General features: G+C 64.6%; 19 protein-coding genes. 14 read left to right on the forward strand and 5 right to left on the reverse strand.

Annotation, left to right across the window (positions count from 1 at the left end; genetic code table 11):
- Positions 1-4 precede the first annotated feature (4 nt).
- The 7 genes from QAZ22_RS19655 (at position 5) to gltX (ending at position 7407) form a co-directional block, all read left to right on the forward strand.
- The gene (locus tag QAZ22_RS19655; protein ID WP_278202382.1) at positions 5-946 is read left to right on the forward strand and encodes an ABC transporter permease; all 942 of its coding nucleotides are present in this window, start codon (positions 5-7) and stop codon (positions 944-946) included.
- Positions 946-1809, forward strand: a complete 864-nt coding sequence (locus tag QAZ22_RS19660; protein ID WP_278202384.1) for an ABC transporter permease — start codon at positions 946-948, stop codon at positions 1807-1809. Before QAZ22_RS19655 ends, QAZ22_RS19660 begins: the two co-directional genes overlap by 1 nt.
- Positions 1809-3029: an amidohydrolase/deacetylase family metallohydrolase gene (locus QAZ22_RS19665; protein ID WP_278202385.1), complete on the forward strand. Its 1221-nt coding sequence runs from the start codon at positions 1809-1811 to the stop codon at positions 3027-3029. The genes QAZ22_RS19660 and QAZ22_RS19665 overlap by 1 nt, the downstream gene beginning before the upstream one ends.
- A complete protein-coding gene (locus QAZ22_RS19670; RefSeq protein ID WP_278202387.1) occupies positions 3026-4045 on the forward strand; it encodes an ABC transporter ATP-binding protein in 1020 nt (339 codons plus the stop codon). The genes QAZ22_RS19665 and QAZ22_RS19670 overlap by 4 nt, the downstream gene beginning before the upstream one ends.
- Positions 4042-5067 (forward strand): ABC transporter ATP-binding protein, encoded by a 1026-nt coding sequence (locus QAZ22_RS19675; protein WP_278202388.1) that lies wholly within the window; start codon positions 4042-4044, stop codon positions 5065-5067. The genes QAZ22_RS19670 and QAZ22_RS19675 overlap by 4 nt, the downstream gene beginning before the upstream one ends.
- A gap of 27 nt (positions 5068-5094) precedes the next feature.
- Positions 5095-5916 (forward strand): IclR family transcriptional regulator, encoded by an 822-nt coding sequence (locus tag QAZ22_RS19680; protein WP_278202389.1) that lies wholly within the window; start codon positions 5095-5097, stop codon positions 5914-5916.
- Positions 5917-6033: 117 nt separating this feature from the next.
- Positions 6034-7407 carry a glutamate--tRNA ligase gene (gltX, locus tag QAZ22_RS19685; RefSeq protein WP_278202390.1) on the forward strand — a complete coding sequence of 458 codons (1374 nt, stop codon included), beginning with the start codon at positions 6034-6036 and terminating at the stop codon, positions 7405-7407.
- On the opposite strand, the gene QAZ22_RS19690 is transcribed toward gltX, so the two are convergent.
- The 4 genes from QAZ22_RS19690 to QAZ22_RS19705 form a co-directional block, all read right to left on the reverse strand.
- Positions 7325-8539, reverse strand: coding sequence for a DUF2865 domain-containing protein (locus QAZ22_RS19690; RefSeq protein ID WP_278202391.1), 1215 nt, complete (start codon positions 8537-8539; stop codon positions 7325-7327). The genes gltX and QAZ22_RS19690 overlap by 83 nt on opposite strands.
- Before the next feature lie 60 nt (positions 8540-8599).
- Positions 8600-8998: an MAPEG family protein gene (locus QAZ22_RS19695; RefSeq protein WP_278202392.1), complete on the reverse strand. Its 399-nt coding sequence runs from the start codon at positions 8996-8998 to the stop codon at positions 8600-8602.
- Between the two features lie 121 nt (positions 8999-9119).
- Entirely contained in the window at positions 9120-11444 is a 2325-nt protein-coding gene (locus QAZ22_RS19700) for an NADP-dependent malic enzyme (RefSeq protein WP_278202394.1), read from the reverse strand.
- A 171-nt stretch (positions 11445-11615) separates the two neighbouring features.
- Complete coding sequence (locus QAZ22_RS19705) at positions 11616-12395, reverse strand: SDR family oxidoreductase (protein ID WP_278202395.1); 780 nt, start codon at positions 12393-12395, stop codon at positions 11616-11618.
- Between the two features lie 119 nt (positions 12396-12514).
- On the opposite strand from QAZ22_RS19705, the gene QAZ22_RS19710 reads away from it, so the two are divergent.
- Positions 12515-13345, forward strand: a complete 831-nt coding sequence (locus QAZ22_RS19710; protein WP_278202396.1) for a UDP-2,3-diacylglucosamine diphosphatase — start codon at positions 12515-12517, stop codon at positions 13343-13345.
- Positions 13346-13494: 149 nt separating this feature from the next.
- Positions 13495-14709, forward strand: coding sequence for an MFS transporter (locus QAZ22_RS19715; RefSeq protein ID WP_278202398.1), 1215 nt, complete (start codon positions 13495-13497; stop codon positions 14707-14709).
- Here the strand turns inward: QAZ22_RS19715 and dgcA are convergent.
- Positions 14680-15663, reverse strand: a complete 984-nt coding sequence (gene dgcA, locus QAZ22_RS19720; RefSeq protein WP_278202399.1) for an N-acetyl-D-Glu racemase DgcA — start codon at positions 15661-15663, stop codon at positions 14680-14682. The two genes, QAZ22_RS19715 and dgcA, sit on opposite strands and share 30 nt — an antisense overlap.
- Positions 15664-15740: 77 nt before the next feature.
- On the opposite strand from dgcA, the gene QAZ22_RS19725 reads away from it, so the two are divergent.
- The 5 genes from QAZ22_RS19725 (at position 15741) to QAZ22_RS19745 (ending at position 20169) form a co-directional block, all read left to right on the forward strand.
- Positions 15741-16928 carry an ABC transporter permease gene (locus QAZ22_RS19725; RefSeq protein WP_278202401.1) on the forward strand — a complete coding sequence of 396 codons (1188 nt, stop codon included), beginning with the start codon at positions 15741-15743 and terminating at the stop codon, positions 16926-16928.
- A 1-nt stretch (position 16929) separates the two neighbouring features.
- Entirely contained in the window at positions 16930-17748 is an 819-nt protein-coding gene (locus tag QAZ22_RS19730) for an ABC transporter ATP-binding protein (protein ID WP_278202403.1), read from the forward strand.
- 14 nt (positions 17749-17762) lie between these two features.
- A complete protein-coding gene (locus QAZ22_RS19735; protein ID WP_278202404.1) occupies positions 17763-19136 on the forward strand; it encodes an MlaD family protein in 1374 nt (457 codons plus the stop codon).
- 82 nt (positions 19137-19218) lie between these two features.
- Positions 19219-19821 carry an ABC-type transport auxiliary lipoprotein family protein gene (locus QAZ22_RS19740; protein WP_278202405.1) on the forward strand — a complete coding sequence of 201 codons (603 nt, stop codon included), beginning with the start codon at positions 19219-19221 and terminating at the stop codon, positions 19819-19821.
- Between the two features lie 3 nt (positions 19822-19824).
- Entirely contained in the window at positions 19825-20169 is a 345-nt protein-coding gene (locus QAZ22_RS19745) for a hypothetical protein (protein WP_278202406.1), read from the forward strand.
- Positions 20170-20282 lie beyond the last annotated feature (113 nt).

Genomic DNA, 20282 nt, shown 5'->3' on the forward strand with positions numbered 1-20282 from the left:
GCCAATGCTGCGCTCGATCCTCAACAGGCTTCTCGGCATGATCGTCGTGATGGCGCTGGTCGTCACCATCGTGTTCGTCATCGTGCGCGTGACGCCGGGCGATCCGGCCGCAGTGATGCTCGGGCCGGAAGCGTCCGCGGCCGACATCGCCGCGCTGCGCTCCAGGCTCGGGCTCGACGGCTCGATCCCGGAGCAGTTCGGGCGTTACGTCCTTGGCGTCGTCCAAGGCGATTTCGGCCAGTCGATCTTCCTCAACGAGCCGGTGACGACGGCGCTCGCTCAACGCGCGGAGCCGACCTTCTTCCTCACCGTCTTCTCGCTGCTCATCGCAACGCTGATCGCCTTGCCGGTCGGCATCCTGGCCGCCTACAAGCGCGGCTCGATCTTCGACCAGGCGACCACCACCGTCGCCATGTTCGCGGCGAGCGTGCCGAGCTTCTGGCTGGGCCTGTTGTTCATCCAGTTCTTCGCCGTCAGGCTCGGCTGGTTCGACACCTCGGGCTATGGCGGGCCGGGCGCGTCCTTCGCCGTCAGGCTGAACCACCTGGTGCTGCCGGCGCTGGCGCTCGGTCTCGTCAGTTCGGCGCTGATCACCCGCTTCACCCGCGCCTCGATGCTCGACGTACTCAACGACGATTATGTGCGCACGGCGCGCTCGAAAGGCATGAGCGAATGGCGCGTGGTGCTTAAGCACGCCTTCAAGAACGCACTGATCCCGATCATCACCGTCATCGGGCTTACCGCCGCGCTGCTCATCTCCGGAGCGGTGGTGACCGAGACGGTGTTCGGCCTGCCGGGCATCGGCAGCCTTGTCGTGTCGGCGGTGCTCAGGCGCGACTATCCCGTCATCCAGGGCGCGCTGCTGGTCATTGCCGGCCTCTACGTGCTGGTCAATTTCGCCATCGACATGCTCTATCTCGTCGTCGACCCGAGGGTTCGCTACTGATGGCCGCGATCTCCGTCCCGCTCCATTCCGAACCCAATATCCTGTCGCGACTGATCGGCCGGCCGACCTCGGCCATCGGCCTGATCGTGCTGGCGATCATCGTTGCTGCCGCCATCCTTGCGCCCGTCATCGCGCCCTATGCGCCGTCGAAGCTCTCGATCGCCAGCCGGCTGCATGGGCCGAGCCTCGATCACCTGTTCGGCACCGACGATCTCGGCCGCGACGTGTTCACCCGCATGCTCTATGCCGCGCGCACCTCGCTCAGCGTCGGCTTCGCGGTGGTCATCCTCTCATCGATCATCGGCACGTTTTTGGGGCTGACCGCGGGCTATTTCAAACGGCTCGACACGCCGGTATCGCGGCTGATCGATGCCATGATGGCCTTCCCGGACATCCTGCTGGCGATTGCGCTGGTCGCGGCGCTCGGCGCGACCGCGACCAACGTCGTGGTGGCGCTCGGCATCGTCTATGCCCCGAGGATCGCCCGCGTCGTGCGGGCCTCGACACTGGTCATCCGCGAGCTTCCCTATGTGGAGGCGGCGCGGGCGTTGGGCGTGCCGACGCCGATCATCCTGATCCGCCACGTCCTGCGCAACGTCACCTCGCCGCTCCTGGTGCAGGGCACCTTCATCTTCGCCAATGCCATCCTGGCGGAGGCCGGCCTGTCTTTTCTCGGCGTCGGCATTTCGCCCGACATTCCGACCTGGGGCACGATGATCGCCACCGGCCGCCAATACATGGACCAGGCCGGTTGGGTGATGATGTTTCCCGGCGCCGCGATCGTCGTGACGGTGCTGTCGCTGCAGCTTCTCGGCGACGGCCTGCGCGACCTTCTCGATCCACGTCTCGCCAAGGATATCTGATGTTTGCCAATCGCTTCCCCAAGGCCGACCGGCCGCTGCTGATCAAGGGCGCCAAACCCGTGGGGTTCGTTGGCGGCTTCGAGCAGCCGATCGACGTGATGATCGACGAGCAGGGCCGCATCGCCGAAACCTCATCGGCGATTGCCGCCGGCGATGACGTCAGGGTGGTCGATGCCAAGGGCGCTTTCCTGTCGTCGGGCTGGACCGACCTGCATGTCCATGTCTGGTATGGCGGCACCGACATCTCGCTGCGCCCCGAACAATGCGGCGCCGCGCGCGGCGTCACCACGATGGTCGACGCCGGCTCCGCCGGCGAGGCTAATTTCCACGGCTTTCGCGAGTTCATCATCGAGCCCGCGAAGGAGAACGTCTACGCCTTCCTGAACATCGGCTCGATCGGCCTTGTCGCCTGCAACCGCGTCAGCGAGCTGATAGACATGCGCTCGATCGATTTCGACCGGACGATCGCCACTGTCGAGGCCAATCGCGACGTCATCATCGGGCTGAAGGTCCGCGCCAGCCACGTCATTACCGGCGCCTGGGACCTGACGCCGGTGCGGCTGGCCAAGAAGCTCGGCCGCATCCTGAAGCTGCCGATCATGGTGCATGTCGGCGAACCGCCGCCGCTCTATGACGATGTTCTCGGCCTCCTGAGCGAGGGCGACATCGTCACCCATTGCTTCAACGGCAAGGCCGGCGGCTCGATCATCGAAGACGAGGATCTCTACCGGCTTGCCGAGCAGGCGGCGGCGCGCGGCATCGTGCTCGACGTCGGCCATGGCGGCGCCTCTTTCTCCTTCGATGTCGCCAGGGCCGCGCTTGAGCGCGGCCTGCCGCCGGCGACGATCTCGACCGATCTCCACAACCGTTCGCTCGACGGCTCGGTCTGGGACATGGCCACGACTATGTCGAAGCTGCTGTCGCTCGGCATGAAGTTCGAGGACGTGGTTGCGGCGTCGACCACGGCTCCGAGGCGCGCCATCCGCCTGCCGATCGAAGGGCTGCTGGAGAAAGGCAAACCAGCGGAATTCACGCTGTTCGACCTCGTCGACGCCGATCTCACGGTGCGCGACTCACAGGGCGCTTTGAGCACGCTGCGTCGGCTGTTCGAACCGCGTCACGCCATCCTAGGTGCAGAGGCTGTTGCCGCGCATCGCCATGTGCCGGCGCAAGGCGAGGGTGGTTCCCATGTCTGTCCGCATTGCGGGTGGAAATCATGACCGAGCCTTTAGCCAGCGACGTCATCCTTTCGGTTCGCGATCTCAAGACCTGGTTCGTGACGCGCCGGGTGACGGCGAAGGCGGTCGATGGCGTGACCTTCGATCTGAAGCGCGGCAGGACGCTCGCGGTGGTCGGCGAATCCGGCTCCGGCAAATCCGTCACCAGCCTTTCCATCATGGGACTTTTGTCGCGGCCGGGCCGCATCGCCGGCGGCAGCATCCTGTTTCGCGACCGGCAGGAGCACGTTCACGATCTCGCCGGCTTCAGCCAGCAGCGGTTCCGCAAGCTGCGCGGAAGCGAGATCGCGATGATCTTCCAGGAGCCGATGACCAGCCTGAACCCGCTGTTCACCGTAGGCGACCAGATCGGCGAGATGATCGCGCTGCACGAGCCGGTCGACCGCAGCGAGGCGCGCAAGCGTGCGCTTGCCATGCTGAGACATGTTGAAATTCCCGATGCGGACTCGCGGCTGGACGATTATCCGCACCAGATGTCCGGCGGCATGCGTCAGCGGGTGATGATCGCCATGGCGCTGTCGTGCAACCCGTCGCTCTTGATCGCCGACGAGCCGACCACGGCGCTCGACGTCACCATCCAGGCGCAGATCCTCGATCTGTTGCGCCGGCTGCAGGCCGAGATGGGCATGTCGATCCTGTTCATCACCCACAATCTTGGCGTCGTGGCCGAGATCGCCCATGACGTCGTCGTCATGTATGGCGGCCGCGTCGTCGAGCAGGCGCCGGTCAACGATCTCTTCGAGCATCAGCGCCATCCTTACACCAAGGGCCTGCTTGCCTGCACCCCGAACGCCGCGCGCGACATCGATGCCGCGGGGCAGCGCCGCGCCCTACATTCGATCCCGGGCAGCGTGCCGCCGATCACCAACCTGCCGCCCGGTTGCGCCTTCGAGCCGCGCTGCGACTTCGCCATCGCGCCTTGTCGGGCAGCCCCGCCGCCGTTGGTACCTGCCGGCCCGCAAGGCGCATCCCGCTGTATCCGGAGCGCCGAGCTATGAGCGCCCCCGCACCTTCGATCGAGGCGAAACCGCTGCTCAGCGTGCAAGGCCTGACCAAGCATTTTCCGGCCAGAGGCGGCCGCATCGTTCACGCGGTCGAGGATGTCAGTTTCGACATAAAGCGCGGCTCGACCGTCGGCCTCGTCGGCGAGTCCGGATCCGGCAAAACCACCGCCGGCCGCGCGCTTTTGCGATTGGTCGAGCCGACCGGCGGCAAGGCGTTGTTCGACGGCGTCGATCTGTTTTCGCTGTCGCAGCGCGAGATGCGCGGCTACCGGCAGAAGCTGCAGATCGTCTTCCAGGATCCGTTTTCCAGCCTCAATCCGCGCATGCGAATCGGCGGCATCATCGGCGAGGCGCTCGACGCGGCCGACTACCCGCGCGGCAGGCGGCGCGCCGAACGTGTGGGCGAATTGCTGGCGCTGGTCGGCCTGTCGCCGGAGCATGCGGGCCGCTATCCGCACGAGTTCTCCGGCGGCCAGCGCCAGCGTATCGGCATTGCGCGCGCGCTTGCCGTCGAGCCGCAATTCATCGTCGCCGACGAGCCGGTCTCGGCGCTCGATGTTTCGGTGCAGGCACAGGTTCTCAACCTGTTCGGAGATCTGCAAAAGAAGCTTGGGCTCACGCTTCTGTTCATCGCGCACGACCTGTCGGTGGTCGAATATCTCTGCGACGAGGTGGTGGTCATGTATCTCGGCCGCGTGATGGAGCGTGGGCCGAGCCGGCTCGTCTATGCCGCGCCGCGCCACCCCTACACCAAGGCGCTGCTGGCAACGGCGCCGGTGCCCGACCCGTCGCGGCGTCGCACGCATATGCCTTTGCACGGCGATATCCCGAGCCCGATCGCGCCGCCGTCCGGCTGCGTCTTTCGCACCCGCTGTCCCGAAGCGATCGCCGCCTGCGCGCAAGCCGTTCCGCCGGTCGAACATGTCGGCGGCGGACACCACGTGGCTTGCATCCGCCACAATGAAAGACTGCCTGATCGGAATCGGGTTGACCGCCGCCAGGGTGCTGCCCTTTAGATCATCGCGATCAACATTCGAGACCACATGACCGCCAACGTGAGAGACCAAGACCTGAGCCGCACCGAAGTCGCCGTCGAACCGCGCCGTTCACGCACCAGCGGCATCGACCGCGTGCTGCAGATCCTGGACTGCCTGCAACGGCGGGGACGCCCGGCGACCGCCTATGAGATCGCGCGCGATATCGGCGCGCCGCTGTCGACCGTCTACGTCATCGTCGACGACATGGTCGAGAAGGAGCTTCTCGATCGCAAGGATGGCGGCCTTTTATGGCTCGGGCCGAGGCTTTATCAGTATGGGCTGACTTATGCCCGCACGCTCGACCTGCTCAATGTGGCGACGCAGGAAATGCACGAGCTCGCCCAGAGTTCGAAGGAAACCATCCAGATATGCGGTCGCGACGGCGACTATATGGTCGTCTTCGCCATGGAGGAGGGCAAGGACCATTTCCAGGTGACGTCGCGTGTGGGTACGCGCACACCACTCAACTGGACAGCGTCGGGCCGGTTGCTCGTCGGCCACCTGCCGGAGGCGGAGCGTCTCGCCATTTTTGCCCGCTCGGCGACCGCTTCACCGACAGGACGCGCTGAAACGGACAAGCATGTACTCGCTCGCGCCTCGGCAGCCGCGCTGGCCGACGGGCTTGCGATCCAGGCCGGCGAATCGGATTTTTCGGTCGCCTGCATCGCGGCTCCGATCCGCGACAATCTCGGAGCTTGCCGGGCGACGATTTCAATCGTCGTGCCGGATGTGAAGCTCCGGCAAAAGGATCCCGATTTGACGTCGCTGGTCCGGCAAAGCGCCAGGCGTATCGAGGAGCGGCTGGGCTGGCGCCACGGAACCCCGTAACCGCATGGACCCGACACCCGGCCGGCAGGCTTTTCATTCCAGCTGGCTTGCACTATCTCTTGCGCTTGCGCGGGGGCGCGTCTTGTCAAGCCTAAAAGCATCCGTTACGCCCCGCTCATGACAGTTACCGTTCGTTTCGCCCCATCGCCGACCGGCCGCATCCATATCGGCAATGCGCGCACCGCGTTGTTCAACTGGCTGTTCGCCGTGAACAACAAGGGCCGCTACATCCAACGCTTCGACGACACCGACATCGGCCGTTCCAAGCAGGAATTCGCCGATTCCATCCTCTACGACCTGCATTGGCTGGGCATTTTCCCGGACGTCACCGAATATCAGTCGCGGCGCGTCGAGATCTACGACGCGGCGGTTGAGCGGCTGAAGGCGGCGCGGGTGCTCTATGCCTGCTACGAAACACCCGAGGAACTCGACCTGCGCCGCAAGGTCCGCCGCACGCGCGGCCTGCCGCCGGTCTATGGCCGCGAAGCGCTGACGCTGACGCCGGAGCAGATCGCCGAATACGAGTCGGACGGGCGGCGGCCGCACTGGCGCTTTCTTTTGCCGAACTTCACCGGCGATCCGCTGCAGCCGGAGCGCACCGAGGTGCATTGGAACGACCTGGTGCGCGGCGAGGAAACCGTCGATCTCGCCTCGCTGTCCGACCCCGTCCTGGTGCGCGAGGACGGCACTTATCTCTATACGCTGCCTTCCGTGGTCGACGACATCGAGATGGGCGTCACCCATGTGATCCGCGGCGATGATCACGTCACCAACACCGGTGTCCAGATCGCTTTGTTCCAGGCGCTGGGAGCGGAACCTCCGATTTTCGGCCACCACAATCTGTTGACCACGGTGTCGGGCGAAGGGCTGTCGAAGCGCACCGGCGCGCTGTCGATCGAGAGCCTGCGCGAGGACGGCATCGAGCCGATGGCGGTCGCCTCGCTCGCCGTGCTCGTCGGCACGTCGGAGAACGTCACGGCCGCGCACGACCTCAACGAGCTCGCCGCGCATTTCGACCCCGCAGCGACGTCCAAGTCCGCCGCCAAGTTCGATCCCGACGAGCTCTTCGTGCTCAACCGGACGCTCATGCATCACATGCCGTTCGAGGAGGTGCGAGACCGGCTGATCGTGCTCGGCATTTCCGGCGACAAGGCGGAGTCCTTCTGGCTGGCGGTGCGTGGCAACATCGACCGTCTGTCCGACGCGGTCGCCTGGTGGCGAATCCTCGCCGACGGCCCGCAAGAGCCGGCGGAGTTTTCCGGCGAGGACCGCGACTTCCTTCACCAGGCGTTCGACCTTCTGCCGGAAGAGCCGTGGAACGGCACCGTCTGGAAGGACTGGACCGGCAAGATCAAGGAAGCGACAGGCCGCAAGGGCAAGCCGCTTTTCATGCCGCTGCGGCTCGCCCTTACTGGGCGGACTTCCGGGCCGGAGCTTGCAGATCTATTGCCGCTGATGGGTCGGGAAGGAACGCTGGCCCGACGACCCTGACCTTGCGCTGATCCGGCGGCAATGCCGACACCGGCGACACCGGCACCTTGGTGACCAGCCGCTTGATCGCCGCGCGGTCGAACCCGCCTTCGGCATCGGCGAGCGTTTCCGGGTCGGCGCCAGGATCGGGCTTGGAAGCCGGCGCCATCGGGATGAGACGCGTCGCTTCACCGTCAGGTTGCGGCCGTTCCGGATTGGGCGGATTGCCGGCGATGATCGAGAAATTGCCGGCTTGCGCGTTACAGCCGCAGGCCGGCGGCCGTGGGAAACTGGCGTTCTTGTAAAGAAAGGCGGTCGGCAGCTCGCTGTAGGGACGGCCGGTCGCCGACGAGATCATCGCGCCGGCGTCATCATCCATGCCGCGCGTGTAGAAGACCTGCATCTCGGTGCCCGGGCAGCTCGATTCGCAATTCTTCTGGTCGCGCTCGAAATCCGCAACAGAGGCGGCGTTCGACATCGGGAAGAAATAGCCGTCGCAAGTGCGCACGCACACGGTATGAAATTCGCCGTCGAGGCGCGGCAGATCCATGCCGTCCGGCTGGCCGATCACGCGGCGAATGTTGCGCACGCTCGGATCGTCGGATGGCACCTCCGGTGCATCGGGCACGTCGAGAGGCTCTGTTTCCTGACCGCGACCGAAAAGCTGTTCGAAGAGATTGCCGGCGCCATTGTCGCGGTTGGCCTGCTGAATGGGCGCACGGCGTGGAGCGATCTCGTCGTCGCGGCAGCCATTGGCGTCGAGCGCCGCGAGGATGCGGCTGCGGTCACGCCGCGTGCCGCCGCTGGCCAGCCGCTCGCGCTTCGCCTGCAAGGTGTCGAGATTGGCGTTCATGCGCTGGATCGAGGCGTTTATCGCCGCGCATTGGCCGACATTGCGCGAAAACAGCGTGAAGCCGCAATTGGCATCGCTTGCGCGGCTACGCGCTTTCGAAAGCTGTTCGCGCTGGCGCGCGATCGCGTCGTCATACTTGCGGATCAGCCCCGGGCCGCCGCCTCCGCCGCGCGTGGCGGCGAGTTCGGCTTCGAGCTGGCGGCACGCAGGGGAAGCCGCCTGCGGCTCGGTGACGGCCACAGCTGACGCCGCCAAGGCTGCAAGCAGCGCCGCGAGGTGCGTCAGCTTCAACCCCTTCATCCGCCTGGAATCCCGATTGCCCGTGGCCGGAAGGCTACCGCGTTCGTGGTTAACTGTTTCCTAGTATGGCCATACCGATGCCAGCAAGAGCATGACGATTCCAACAAACGCAACGTTCCAAACGAGCGAGCGAAGCAAGGGAACGCCGAATGCATAGAGCGGGAGATAGATCAGCCTGGCCGAAAAATAGAGTCCGGCGCCCCACTTGCTGAGCGCGGTCTCGCGGCCAGCGGCGTAGACGAGAAAAACCGCCGCCACGAACACCGGAAATGTCTCGACGAAGTTTCGCAGGGCCCTTTCCAGGCGCCCCGCCATTCCCGTGAGCGGCGGGACTTCGGCGTCTCGGGCGCTCGCCGTCCAGCGGTAACCCCGCTGCAAGCTCGCCGAATGCGAGGCGAGAACTATGTGGATGAAACAGAGCACGCAACTTGCGGCGAGCATGGCTAGTTCGAAGCTCATTCAATCCTCGCACCTGCCCATTCGTCTTTTACGCTTGAATATCGGAACGCGACAGTGTGGCCGCGATGGCCGCCACCAACTTTCAATGAAGCACCATCGGCGTTTTCGGCCAGAGCGGTCCTCAACCCAGATTGGCGATCGCCTGCGCCTTGTGCGCAGCCTCGACCACCGCCAGTGCCGTCATGTTGACGACGCCGCGCGACGTCACCGACGGCGTCAGGATATGCGCGGGCTTGTCGGTGCCGAGCAGGATCGGTCCGACATGCAGCGCATCCATCATGGCGCCCAGCGCCGTCAGCGTGATGTTCGCTGAATCGAGGTTCGGGAATACCAGCAGGTTGGCTTCGCCCTTCAGTCGCGAATGCGGATAGACGCGCTGGCGCAGATGTTCCGACAGCGCGGTATCGGCATGCATCTCGCCGTCGCATTGCAGGTCGGGCGCAATGCGCGCCAGGATCGCCGCGGCTTGCCGCATCTTGAATGCGCTCGGCGCGTCGCGCGAACCGAAATCCGAGAACGAGAGCAGGGCGGCCTTGGGTTCCAGGCCGAAACGGCTGATCTCCTCGGCTGCCAGGACGGTCATCTCGGCGATCTCCTCGGCCGTCGGGTCGATGGAGACATAGGTGTCGGTGAGGAAAATGATGCCGCGCTGCGAAATCAGCATGGAGAGCGTCGACAGGTCGCGGTCCTTGACGCCGGCGCGAGGCCCGATGATCAGCGTGACATTGCGCAGGTGCCGCTCGAAGCGGCCTTCCAGCCCGCAGATCATCGCATCCGCATCGCCACGCTTCAGCGCGAGCGCCGCGATCACCGTATTGTTGGTGCGCACCATGGTGCGGGCGGCTTCCGTCGTGATCCCGCGGCGGCCGGCGAGCTCGATCAGGAGATCGACATAGTGGCGGTAGCGCGGGTCGTCTTCCGGGTTGATTAGACCGAAATCGACACCCGGCCGGATACGCAGGCCGTAACGCTTCAGCCGGACCTCGACGACATGCGGGCGGCCGATCAGGATCGGCTCCGCGATGCCTTCCTCCAGCACCACCTGTGCCGCGCGCAGCACGCGCTCGTCCTCGCCATCGGCGTAGATCACACGCTTGGCGCTCGAGGTCTTGGCCGACGAGAACACCGGCTTCATCACCAGGCCGGAACGGAAGACGAAGCGGTTGAGCTTGTCGATATAGGCCGAGAAGTCGGCGATCGGCCGCGTCGCCACGCCGGTCTCGCAAGCGGTTTTCGCCACCGCCGGCGCGATGCGCAGGATGAGACGCGGGTCGAAGGGCGAGGGGATCAGGAAATCCGGGCCGAACACCGGCGTCTCGCCGGAATAGGCACGCGCCGCGACGTCCGAAGGCTCTTCACGAGCAAGAGCCGCGATCGCCCGCACGGCGGCCATCTTCATCTCCTCGTTGATGGCGCTGGCGCCGCAGTCCAGCGCGCCGCGGAAGATGTAAGGAAAGCAGAGCACGTTGTTGACTTGATTGGGAAAATCGGAACGCCCGGTGCAGATCATGGCGTCCGGGCGGGCGGCGCGCGCCACTTCCGGCATGATCTCCGGGGTCGGATTGGCGAGTGCCAGGATCAGCGGCTTCGGCGCCATGTGCTGCAGGAGTTCGGGCTTGAGCACGCCGGCGGCGGAGAGGCCGAGAAAGACATCGGCGCCGGGGATGACATCGGCCAGCGTACGCGCCTCCGTATCCTTCACATAAGGGTCTTTCCAGCGATCCATCTCCTCGGCGCGCCCCTTGTAGGCGACGCCGAAACGGTCGGTGACCCAGATGTTTTCCACCTTGGCGCCCAGCGAGACCAAGAGGTTGAGGCAGGCGAGCGCCGCGGCGCCTGCGCCGGAAGTGACGATCTTGATGTCGGAGATCGTCTTGCCGGCGAATTCCAGCCCGTTGAGCACCGCCGCGGCGACGATGATCGCCGTGCCATGCTGGTCGTCATGGAAAACCGGAATGCCCATGCGCGCCTTCAGCCGCTCCTCGACCTCGAAGCATTCGGGCGCCTTGATGTCCTCGAGGTTGATGCCGCCGAAAGTGGGCTCGAGCGTCGCGACCGTCTCGACCATGCGCTCGATTTCCGGCGCGTCGATCTCGATGTCGAAGACGTCGATGCCGGCGAACTTCTTGAACAGGACGGCCTTGCCTTCCATCACCGGCTTGGAGGCGAGCGGGCCGATATTGCCGAGGCCGAGCACCGCCGAGCCGTTGGAGACGACGCCGACGAGGTTGGCGCGCGCCGTGTAGTCGGCGGCGGTCGCCGGATCGTCGCGGATTTCGAGGCAAGGGGCGGCCACGCCCGGCGAATAGGCGAGCGCGAGATCCCGCTGGTTGCCGAGCGGCTTGGTGGCCTGGATTTCGAGCTTTCCCGGGGTGGGGTGCTTGTGGAAGAAGAGCGCAGCCTCGTCGAGGTCCGACCGGGCCGTTTTCTTGCTCTCGCCGTCCATCGCGGCCCCTCCCTGCTTGCTTGCTTTCGAGCCTTGTAGCATGCGGCGACGATTCTTCGCGACGCCAAATCTCGATACTGGCGTTCACATTGCCGAAGCCAAAATAATCAAGCTATTTCAGCTTCTTGAAGTATTACTCTCCAGTTTTTCGATAGCCGGAGACCGGCCCGGTCAGAAGGCGCTGACGTAGAGGCCGCCATCCACCGGAATGTTCTGGCCGGTGAGGTAGCCGGCGTGGACCGAGCAGAGGAAGGCGCAGATCTGGCCGAACTCCTCCGGGGTGCCGAGGCGCTTCGCCGGCACGTCGGCGCTGATCCGGGCCTTGCGCGCGGCGGCCGCCGCCGGATCTTCCGGCGTGCCGGCCTCATGCGGGCCGCGCAGCCGGTCGGTGTCGAGCTTGCCGGGCAACAGGCTGTTGATGGTGACGTTGCGGTCGATCACCGTGCGCGCCACGCCGGCGAGGAACGAGGTCAGGCCGGCGCGGGCGCCCGACGACAGGTCCAGCCCGGGGATCGGCACATAGACCGACAGCGAGGTGATGTTGACGATGCGGCCGAAGCCGCGCTTGGCCATGCCGTCGATCACCGCCTGGACCAGCTCGATCGGCGTCACCATGTTCTGCGTCACGCCTTCGAGGATTTTTGCGCGGTCGAGCTCGCGGAAATCACGAAGAGGGGGGCCACCGTTGTTGTTGACCAGGATGTCGGGGTCGGGGCAGGCGGCAAGCAACGCCTTCTGCACCTCCGGTTTCGAGACGTCGCCTGCGATTTCGATCACCTTGACGCCGAAGCTGTCGCGGATGTCTTGCGCGGTCTTCGCCAAAAGCTCGGCGTTGCGGCCGTTGACGACGAGGTCGACGCCAGCTTCGGCGAGCGCAATCGCGCAGCCACGCCCCAGTCCCTTGCTCGAGGCGCAGACGATGGCCTTCTTGCCGCGAATGCCGAGATCCATGGTGATTTCTCCTTTTTTAAGGGCGGCAAGCTAGCGCCTGGGCTGGACCAACCGCAACCGTCACACGGTTGTTGCATGAATCGAGGCATAGGCACGCGAAAGCAAAGGGTGAAATCGCGATGTCCGGTCCAGAGCCCCGCACTTTCCGCACTATGTTCATTTCCGACGTCCATCTCGGCTCGAAGGCGGCCAAGGCCGATTTCCTGATCGACTTCCTGCGCTATCACGATGCCGATACGATCTATCTGGTCGGCGATATCGTCGACGGCTGGCGGCTACGGCGCAGCTGGCATTGGCCGCAAAGCCACAATGACGTCGTGCAGAAATTGCTGCGCAAGGCGCGCAAGGGCGCCTCGATCACCTATATCGCCGGCAACCATGACGAGTTCGCCCGCCAGTTCCAGGGCGTGCATTTCGGCGGCATCGTCGTTGCCGACCGCGCCATCCACGAGACCGCCGACGGCAGGCGTTTGCTGGTCATCCATGGCGACCAGTTCGACACCGTCGTCCACAATCAGCGCTGGCTCGCCTATCTCGGCGACCATGCCTATGATGCGGCGATGCTCATCAACCGCGTCGTGACGAAGCTGCGCCATCTGCTCGGCCTGCCTTACTGGTCGTTCTCGTCCTGGGCCAAGGTCAAGGTCAAGAAGGCGGTGAACTTCATCGGTTCGTTCCAGACGGTGCTCTCCGATGAAGCGCGGCGCTCGCATGTCGACGGTGTCATCTGCGGCCACATCCATCACGCGGCGATCGAAAACTATGGCGATGTGCAGTACATCAACACCGGCGACTGGGTGGAGAGCTGCACGGCGGTGGTCGAACATTTCGACGGCCGCATGGAAATACTGACCTGGGCGCATGTGCTGCCCGAGGTTCCGGCCGGCAAGGACACGCTGGTGCCCGTCGATATCGTCAGTCTCAAGGGCAGGGCGGTCAAGGCCGCCTGAGCGTCTTCCGCAGTCTCGGCCCTGAGTTTCCTTGCCTTTCAACAGCTTTAGCCTGATCGATTGGTCCAGGCAGTTCCGCCGCGCTTTGCCGCATGATAGGGATCGAAACGCGTTGCAGGTCGTGGAATGCAGCGTAATTGGATCGATTCATGCCGCTGCCGCCGCTTTCGCCTGAGCAACTCGTCAAGCCGAGCCATTTCGAACTGCGCATGAGCCTGATCTTCGCGACCTTGTTCGTGTCGCAGGGCACCCATCTGCCGTATTTCCCGCTCTGGCTGCAGGCGAAAGGTTTTCATGCCGAGCAGATAGCCGTCATCCTGGCCGCGCCGATGTTCCTGCGCGTCGTGACGACGCCGATGCTGACCGCACTGGCCGATCGGGCGAAGGATCGCGCCAACGTCTATATCGCTCTGGTTGCGGCGTCGATGATCATTTCGGCCGGCTATTTCCTGCCCGCCACCTATGCGATCGTGCTCGCCGTATCGCTTGTTTTGACGATCGTGTGGACGCCGCATTCGCCAATGGCCGATTCGCTGGCGCTGTCGGGCGTGCGCCGCTTCGGCTCGAACTACACCGCCATGCGCAAATGGGGTTCGATCTCCTACCTTTGCGCCAATGTGGTGGGCGGCTTCATCCTGGCGGCGACCGGCCCTCAAGCCGTTCCGGCGATCATCTTCGTGGCCCTTGCGGCTGCCCTTGTCGCGGGGCTCTGGGCGCCGCGCATGGGCAAGCCGCGCAAGGCCTCGCCGCTGTCGGCGATCGACATCCAGCATTCGGCGCCGAGCCTCTTCAATGCCTATTTCCTCTATTTTACCCTCGGCGTCGGCATCATCACCGCCAGCCATGCCTTCCTCTACGGTTTCGTGTCCATCTACTGGAAGTCGATCGGCATCAGCGATTCCGTCGTCGGCCTGCTCTGGGCTTGGGGCGTGGTCTCCGAGGTCTGCATGTTCGTGCTCTTCAACCGCATTTTCGCCTCTGCCTCGGTCGTCAGGGCGATGGTGATCGCCGGCATCGGCTCGATCGTGCGCTGGATCGCCTTTCCGCTGGTCTGGCCGCTCGGTTTGGGCGTCGCCGGCTTCTTCGGCGTGCAGACGCTGCATTCGGTGTCGGTGGCGATGGTGCTGATCGGCCTGCAGAAGATGATCGGCGAAACGGTTTCTGAAGAGCGCACGGGCGCTGCGCAAGGCATCGCCTATTTCTTCAACGGCTTCTTCATGGCCACGGTGACGCTTGCCTCGGGACCGCTCTACGACCGTCTCGGCGTTGACGGCTTCCTGGCGATGATTCCGATTGCGATCGTCGGTCTGGTGCTGATCGGCCTTGCCGCGCGCTCAGCCCCACAGCGCCCGGTCAGGGGGTGACACCAGCGATCCCTGGTAGGCGAGACCCGGCTCGCGGTCGCGCGCAAGCAGCAGCGGGCCGTCGAGATCGACGAAATCGGCTCCCTGAGCCAAAAGCACCGCGGGCGCCATGGCGAGTGACGTGCCGACCATGCAGCCTACCATGATGCCGAAACCCAGTTCGCGCGCGCGGTCGCGAAGAATCAGCGCTTCGGTCAGGCCGCCCGACTTGTCGAGCTTGATGTTGACGGCGTCATAGAGACCCGCCAGCGATTCGAGGTTCCTCGCCTCGTGCACGCTCTCGTCGGCGCAGATCGGCACGGGATGCGCGATTTCGCGCAAGATGCCGTCGCGGCCGGCGGGCAGCGGTTGCTCGACCAGCGCAATGCCTTGCCCGGCGGCAAAGGCAAGATTGGCCTCGATGTTGTCGTCGGTCCAACCCTCGTTGGCGTCGAGGATGATGCGGCTTTGCGGGGCGGCTTCCGTCACCGCGCGAATCCTTGCCATATCGTTGTCGCCGCCGATCTTGACCTTGAGCAACGGCCGCGAGGCGTTGGCGCGCGCCTGAGCGGCCATCGCCTCCGGCTCGGCAAGCGACAGCGTGTAGGCGGTTTCGAGCGCCTTCGCCGAAGCAACGCCGATCGCGTCCGCCACCGGCTTGCCGCTCAGCTTGGCCTCGAGATCCCACAGGGCGCAGTCGACGGCGTTGCGGGCCGCGCCGGCCGGCATGGCCGCGAGCAGGGCGGTGCGGCCGATGCCGCCGATAATCTGGCCGCGCATCGCTTCGATCGCGGCGTGCACGCCCTCCATCGTCTCGCCGTAGCGCTTGTAGGGCACGCATTCGCCGCGCCCGACGTGTCCGTTGTCGCCGATCGTCACCGTGATGACCTCGGCCTCGGTTTTCGATCCGCGCGAGATGGTGAAGGTGCCCGCGATCGGAAACCGCTCGGCCTCGACCGAAATGACACGCGCCATATTTTTCTTCTCCGGCTGGGCGACACCGGTCTGCCGGCAAATCGACACGCCAGTCCCGTCACGCTAAACAGGACGCCATGTTGACCATCCGCAAACGCGACGCAAGCCGCACGCCTGCCGGTGAGGCCAATCACCAGCCGCGTATCGCCGTCGGCGAGGAGGGCGGCGTGCTCGGCTGCGCCTTTTCCGGCGTCTGGACGACGCGGACCGTCGCATCGGTGGATGCCGAGATGCGCAAGATCGAGAAACGCAACGGCGCCAAGACGCTGACGCTCGATCTTTCCCAGATCGAGAAGATGGACACCGCCGGCGCTTGGCTGATCGACCGGCTGGCCAGCGCCTTCGAGAAGAAGGGCGTGGACGTCCAAGTGCGGGGCCAGAGCGAGATCGCCTCGATCCTGCTCGGCGCGGTCGGCGACGCGGTGCGGCGCGAACCCGAATCGGGGCCGGCCGGGCCACCCAACATCATCCTGCGCGCGCTGGAGTTGGTCGGACGCCGCGTCTACGAGATGCGCGACGACTTCCTCGCCTCGATGAATATCCTTGGCGCCACCATCCGTGGCGCGCAGATGAAGCTTGGCCGCGGCCATGCCGTCAATCCGGCCGCGATCTTCAACCAGATCGACCGCATGGGCGTCGGCGCCATCCCCGTGGTGGTGCTGATGTCGGCCATCGTCGGCGCCATCGTCGCCCAGCAAGGCGCCTATCAGCTCAGCTATTTCGGCGCCGACATCTTCGTCGTCGACCTCGTCGGTGTGCTGATCCTGCGCGAGCTCGGCGTGCTGATGACGGCGATCATGCTGGCCGGCCGCTCGGGCAGCGCCATCACCGCCGAGATCGGCTCGATGAAGATGCGCGAGGAGGTCGACGCGCTGAAGGTGATCGGGCTCAACCCGATCGGCGTGCTCGTGTTTCCACGGCTCGTCGCCCTGGTGATCGCGCTGCCATGTTTGACGATCATCGCCAATTTCGCGGCGCTTGGTGGCGGCATCGTCGCGGCCTGGCTCTATTCCGACATTCCGCCGGCCGCGTTCATCGACCGGCTGCGTGTCGCCATCGACCTCAGCACTATTTTCGCCGGACTGATCAAGGCGCCGTTCATGGCCATGATCATCGGCACCATCGCTTCCGTGGAGGGCATGAAGGTCGGCGGCAGCGCCGAATCGCTCGGCCTCCATGTGACCGCCTCGGTGGTGAAGTCGATCTTCGTCGTCATCATCCTCGACGGGCTCTTCGCCATGTTCTACGCAGCGATCGAGTTCTGAGATGGCAATCGCGAACGGCAATGGAGCCCAGACGACGCGGAACGCGGATGAAAGCGAGATCGTGCTTTCGGTCCGGGACGTCACCGTCGCCATCGAAGACAAGCTGATCCTCGACAAGCTTTCGCTCGACATCAAGCGTGGCGAGATCCTGGGCTTCGTCGGCGCCGCGGGCGCCGGCAAGTCCGTCCTGCTGCGCACCATCCTCGGGCTGATGCCGAAGCAATCGGGAAGCATCAGGCTGTTCGGCGTCGACGTCGACAAGGCAAGTGAGGCCGAGCGCCTGCGCATCGACATGCGGCTCGGCGTCCTGTTCCAGCACGGCGCGCTGTTTTCCGCGCTGACGGTGCAGGAAAACGTGCAGGTGCCGATGCGCGAATATCTCGACCTGCCGAAGAAATTGATGGACGAGCTCGCGATGCTGAAAGTGGAGCTGGTCGGGCTGCCGCCGGACGCGGCGCAGAAATTCCCCTCCGAGCTGTCGGGCGGCATGATCAAACGTGCGGCGTTGGCACGCGCGCTGGCGCTCGATCCGGACATCGTCTTTCTCGACGAGCCGACCTCGGGCCTCGATCCGATCAGCGCGGCCGAGTTCGACGAATTGGTCGTCAAGCTGCGCGATACGATGGATTTGACGGTCTATATGGTCACGCACGACCTCGACACGCTGTTCACCGCCTGCGACCACGTGGCGGTGCTCGGCAAGAAGAGGGTGCTGGTCGAGGGCACGATCGACGACATGCTGAAGAGCGAAGAGCCGTGGGTAAAGTCCTATTTCCGCGGAAAACGCGCCCGGCAACTTGATCTTGCGGCGCGCGCTTAGCCATAAGTGAGGCAATGGAAACCAGAGCCAACTACGTCATTGTCGGCATCTTCACGCTGGCTGCGATCCTTGCGGCCTTCGCCTTCGTCTATTGGACCGCCGCAATCGGCGAACGGGGCGAGACGACGATGCTGCGCGTGCGCATCCCCGGCTCGGCTTCGGGCCTTGGCCGCGGCAGCTTCGTCTTGTTCAACGGCGTCAAGGTGGGCGATGTCAAACGGGTCTATATCGACGTCGACAACCCCACCGTCGCCATCGCCGACACCGAGATCGACCGCATGACGCCGATCACCAAGTCGACGCAGGCTGACATTGGGTTGGCGGGCCTCACCGGTCAGGCGAATATCGAGCTCAGGGGTGCGGATCCCAAGGAAGCCAAGCTGCTCGACGAGGCGGAGAAGGAGGGCAGGATCCCCGAGATCGTCGCCAATCCTTCGGCCGTGACCAACTTGCTGCAGACGGCGCAGAACATCTTCACTCGCGCCGACAAAGTGCTTTCCGAACTCGAAGGCTTCACCAAGGACGTTCGCGGTCCGCTGACGCAGACCGTCAAGAACGTCGAGACCTTCTCCGACGCGCTGGCCAAGAATTCGGACGGTATCGACAAGTTCCTGTCCGCCGTGAGCTCGCTTTCGGAGCAATTGCAGAATGTGTCGGGCCGACTCGACAGCACGCTGAAGGCGGCTGAGGGCCTGCTCAACTCGGTCGACAAGGACCGGATCAAGAGCATCGTCGCCAATGTCGATACGGTCACGGCGAACCTGAAGGAAACTTCGAAGCAGTTCGACACGACCATCGACAACGTCAACACCGCGGTCGGCTCGATCAACGACTTCGCCAAGCAGACGCAAGGCACGCTCGCCAAGGTGAATGGCGTGCTCGACGGCATCGATCCGAACGACGTCCGCACGGCGCTCGCCAATATCCAGAAAGCCAGCGACAGCGCCAACAAGGCGGCCGCCGACATCGCCAAGGTCACCGACAAGATCGCCAACCGCTCCGACGACATCAACGATACCATCAAGAATGCCCGCCAGCTCGCGCAGCGCCTCAACGATGCCTCGGTGCGCGTCGACGGCATCCTCGCCAAGGTCGATCAGCTTCTCGGATCCGGCGAGGCCAACGGCGTGATGGCCGATGCCAGGTCGACGCTGAAATCCTTCAAGCAGGTTGCCGACACGCTGAACTCCCGCCTCGGCACCATCGTAGACAATCTGTCGCGTTTCTCAGGCTCGGGGCTGCAGAATGTGGAAGCGCTGGTGCAGGACAGCCGCCGGTCCATCAATCGCATCGAGGAGGCGGTGACCGATCTCAGCCGCAATCCGCAGCGCATCCTGACAGGTGGCGAAGGAGAGGTTCGTCAGTTTGATGGCAGGGCGCGGCGTTGACTTCGGCTGCCGCGAACGCCAAGAACATGGATTGCAGCTGTAAGTTGATCGTCAGATCCGGGGACATAAACGGGGATCGTGCGTGAAATCGGGTAGAGGGTGGTTGAAGCCGGTTGCCGCCGCGGCGCTCGTGTTTGGGCTAGCCGGCTGCGCGGCGTTGGGAGGCAAGCCGGCGCCGCTCGACACGTTCGAGCTTTCGGCGCCTTCGGTCGACATGCACGGCCATAGCCGCCGTCAGATCCTGATCGCCCAACCCTCGGCGCTGAAGGCGCTGGACAGCCAGAACATCGTCATCAGGCCGTCCGACCAGTCGATCCAGTTCCTCAAGGGCGCGCAGTGGGCGGACCGCCTGCCGCTGATCGTGCAGGCAAGGCTCGCCGAAACCTTCCAGCGCTCCGGCAGCTTTGCCGGCGTCGGCAAGCCGGGCGAGGGGCTGGCGATCGACTATCAGATCATCGTCGAGGTCCGCTCCTTCGAAGTCCGCGTCAATGGCGGCGAACATGCCGACGTCGACCTCTTCGTGCGCATCCTCAACGACCGCAACGGCGAGGTGCGCGCCTCGAAGAGCTTCACCGCGGGCGCGCCGGTCTCCGGCAGCGGCAACGCTGCCTATGTCGACGCGCTGGACAACGCCTTCGGCCAGGCGGCAAAGGACATCGTGCGCTGGACGGACCAGACGATCTAGACAATGATGAGCGAATCCCAAGTCATTCTCCGCAAATGGAGCGGCCGCATCAGGACGGCCGATGAGGAGGCGTATGCCGCCTACATCGTGAAGACAGGGTTGAAAGACTACTCAGAGACGCCCGGCAACCTCGGCTGCCAGATGCTGATGCGCACGCTGGGCGACGGCGTCAGCGAAATCACCACGCTGAGCTGGTGGCGCCACATGGATGCCATTCGCGCCTTCGCCGGGCCGCAGCCGGAGCGTGCAGTCTACTACCCGGAAGACGATCGCTTCCTGCTCGACCGTCTGGAATTTGTCGAGCACCACCGGGTGATCGCGAGCGACGTCCGTCTCGGCGAGGCATAGAGCATGATCCCGAAAAGAAGGTCAGCGACGGCAAAAGAGTTGCAGACCTTTCGGATTAAGACCATGCGACAGAACAAAGAGTCGGAGCGGGATGAATGACTCCTCTCAAATTC

The organism is Mesorhizobium sp. WSM4906 (assembly GCF_029674625.1).
Taxonomy (GTDB): domain Bacteria; phylum Pseudomonadota; class Alphaproteobacteria; order Rhizobiales; family Rhizobiaceae; genus Mesorhizobium.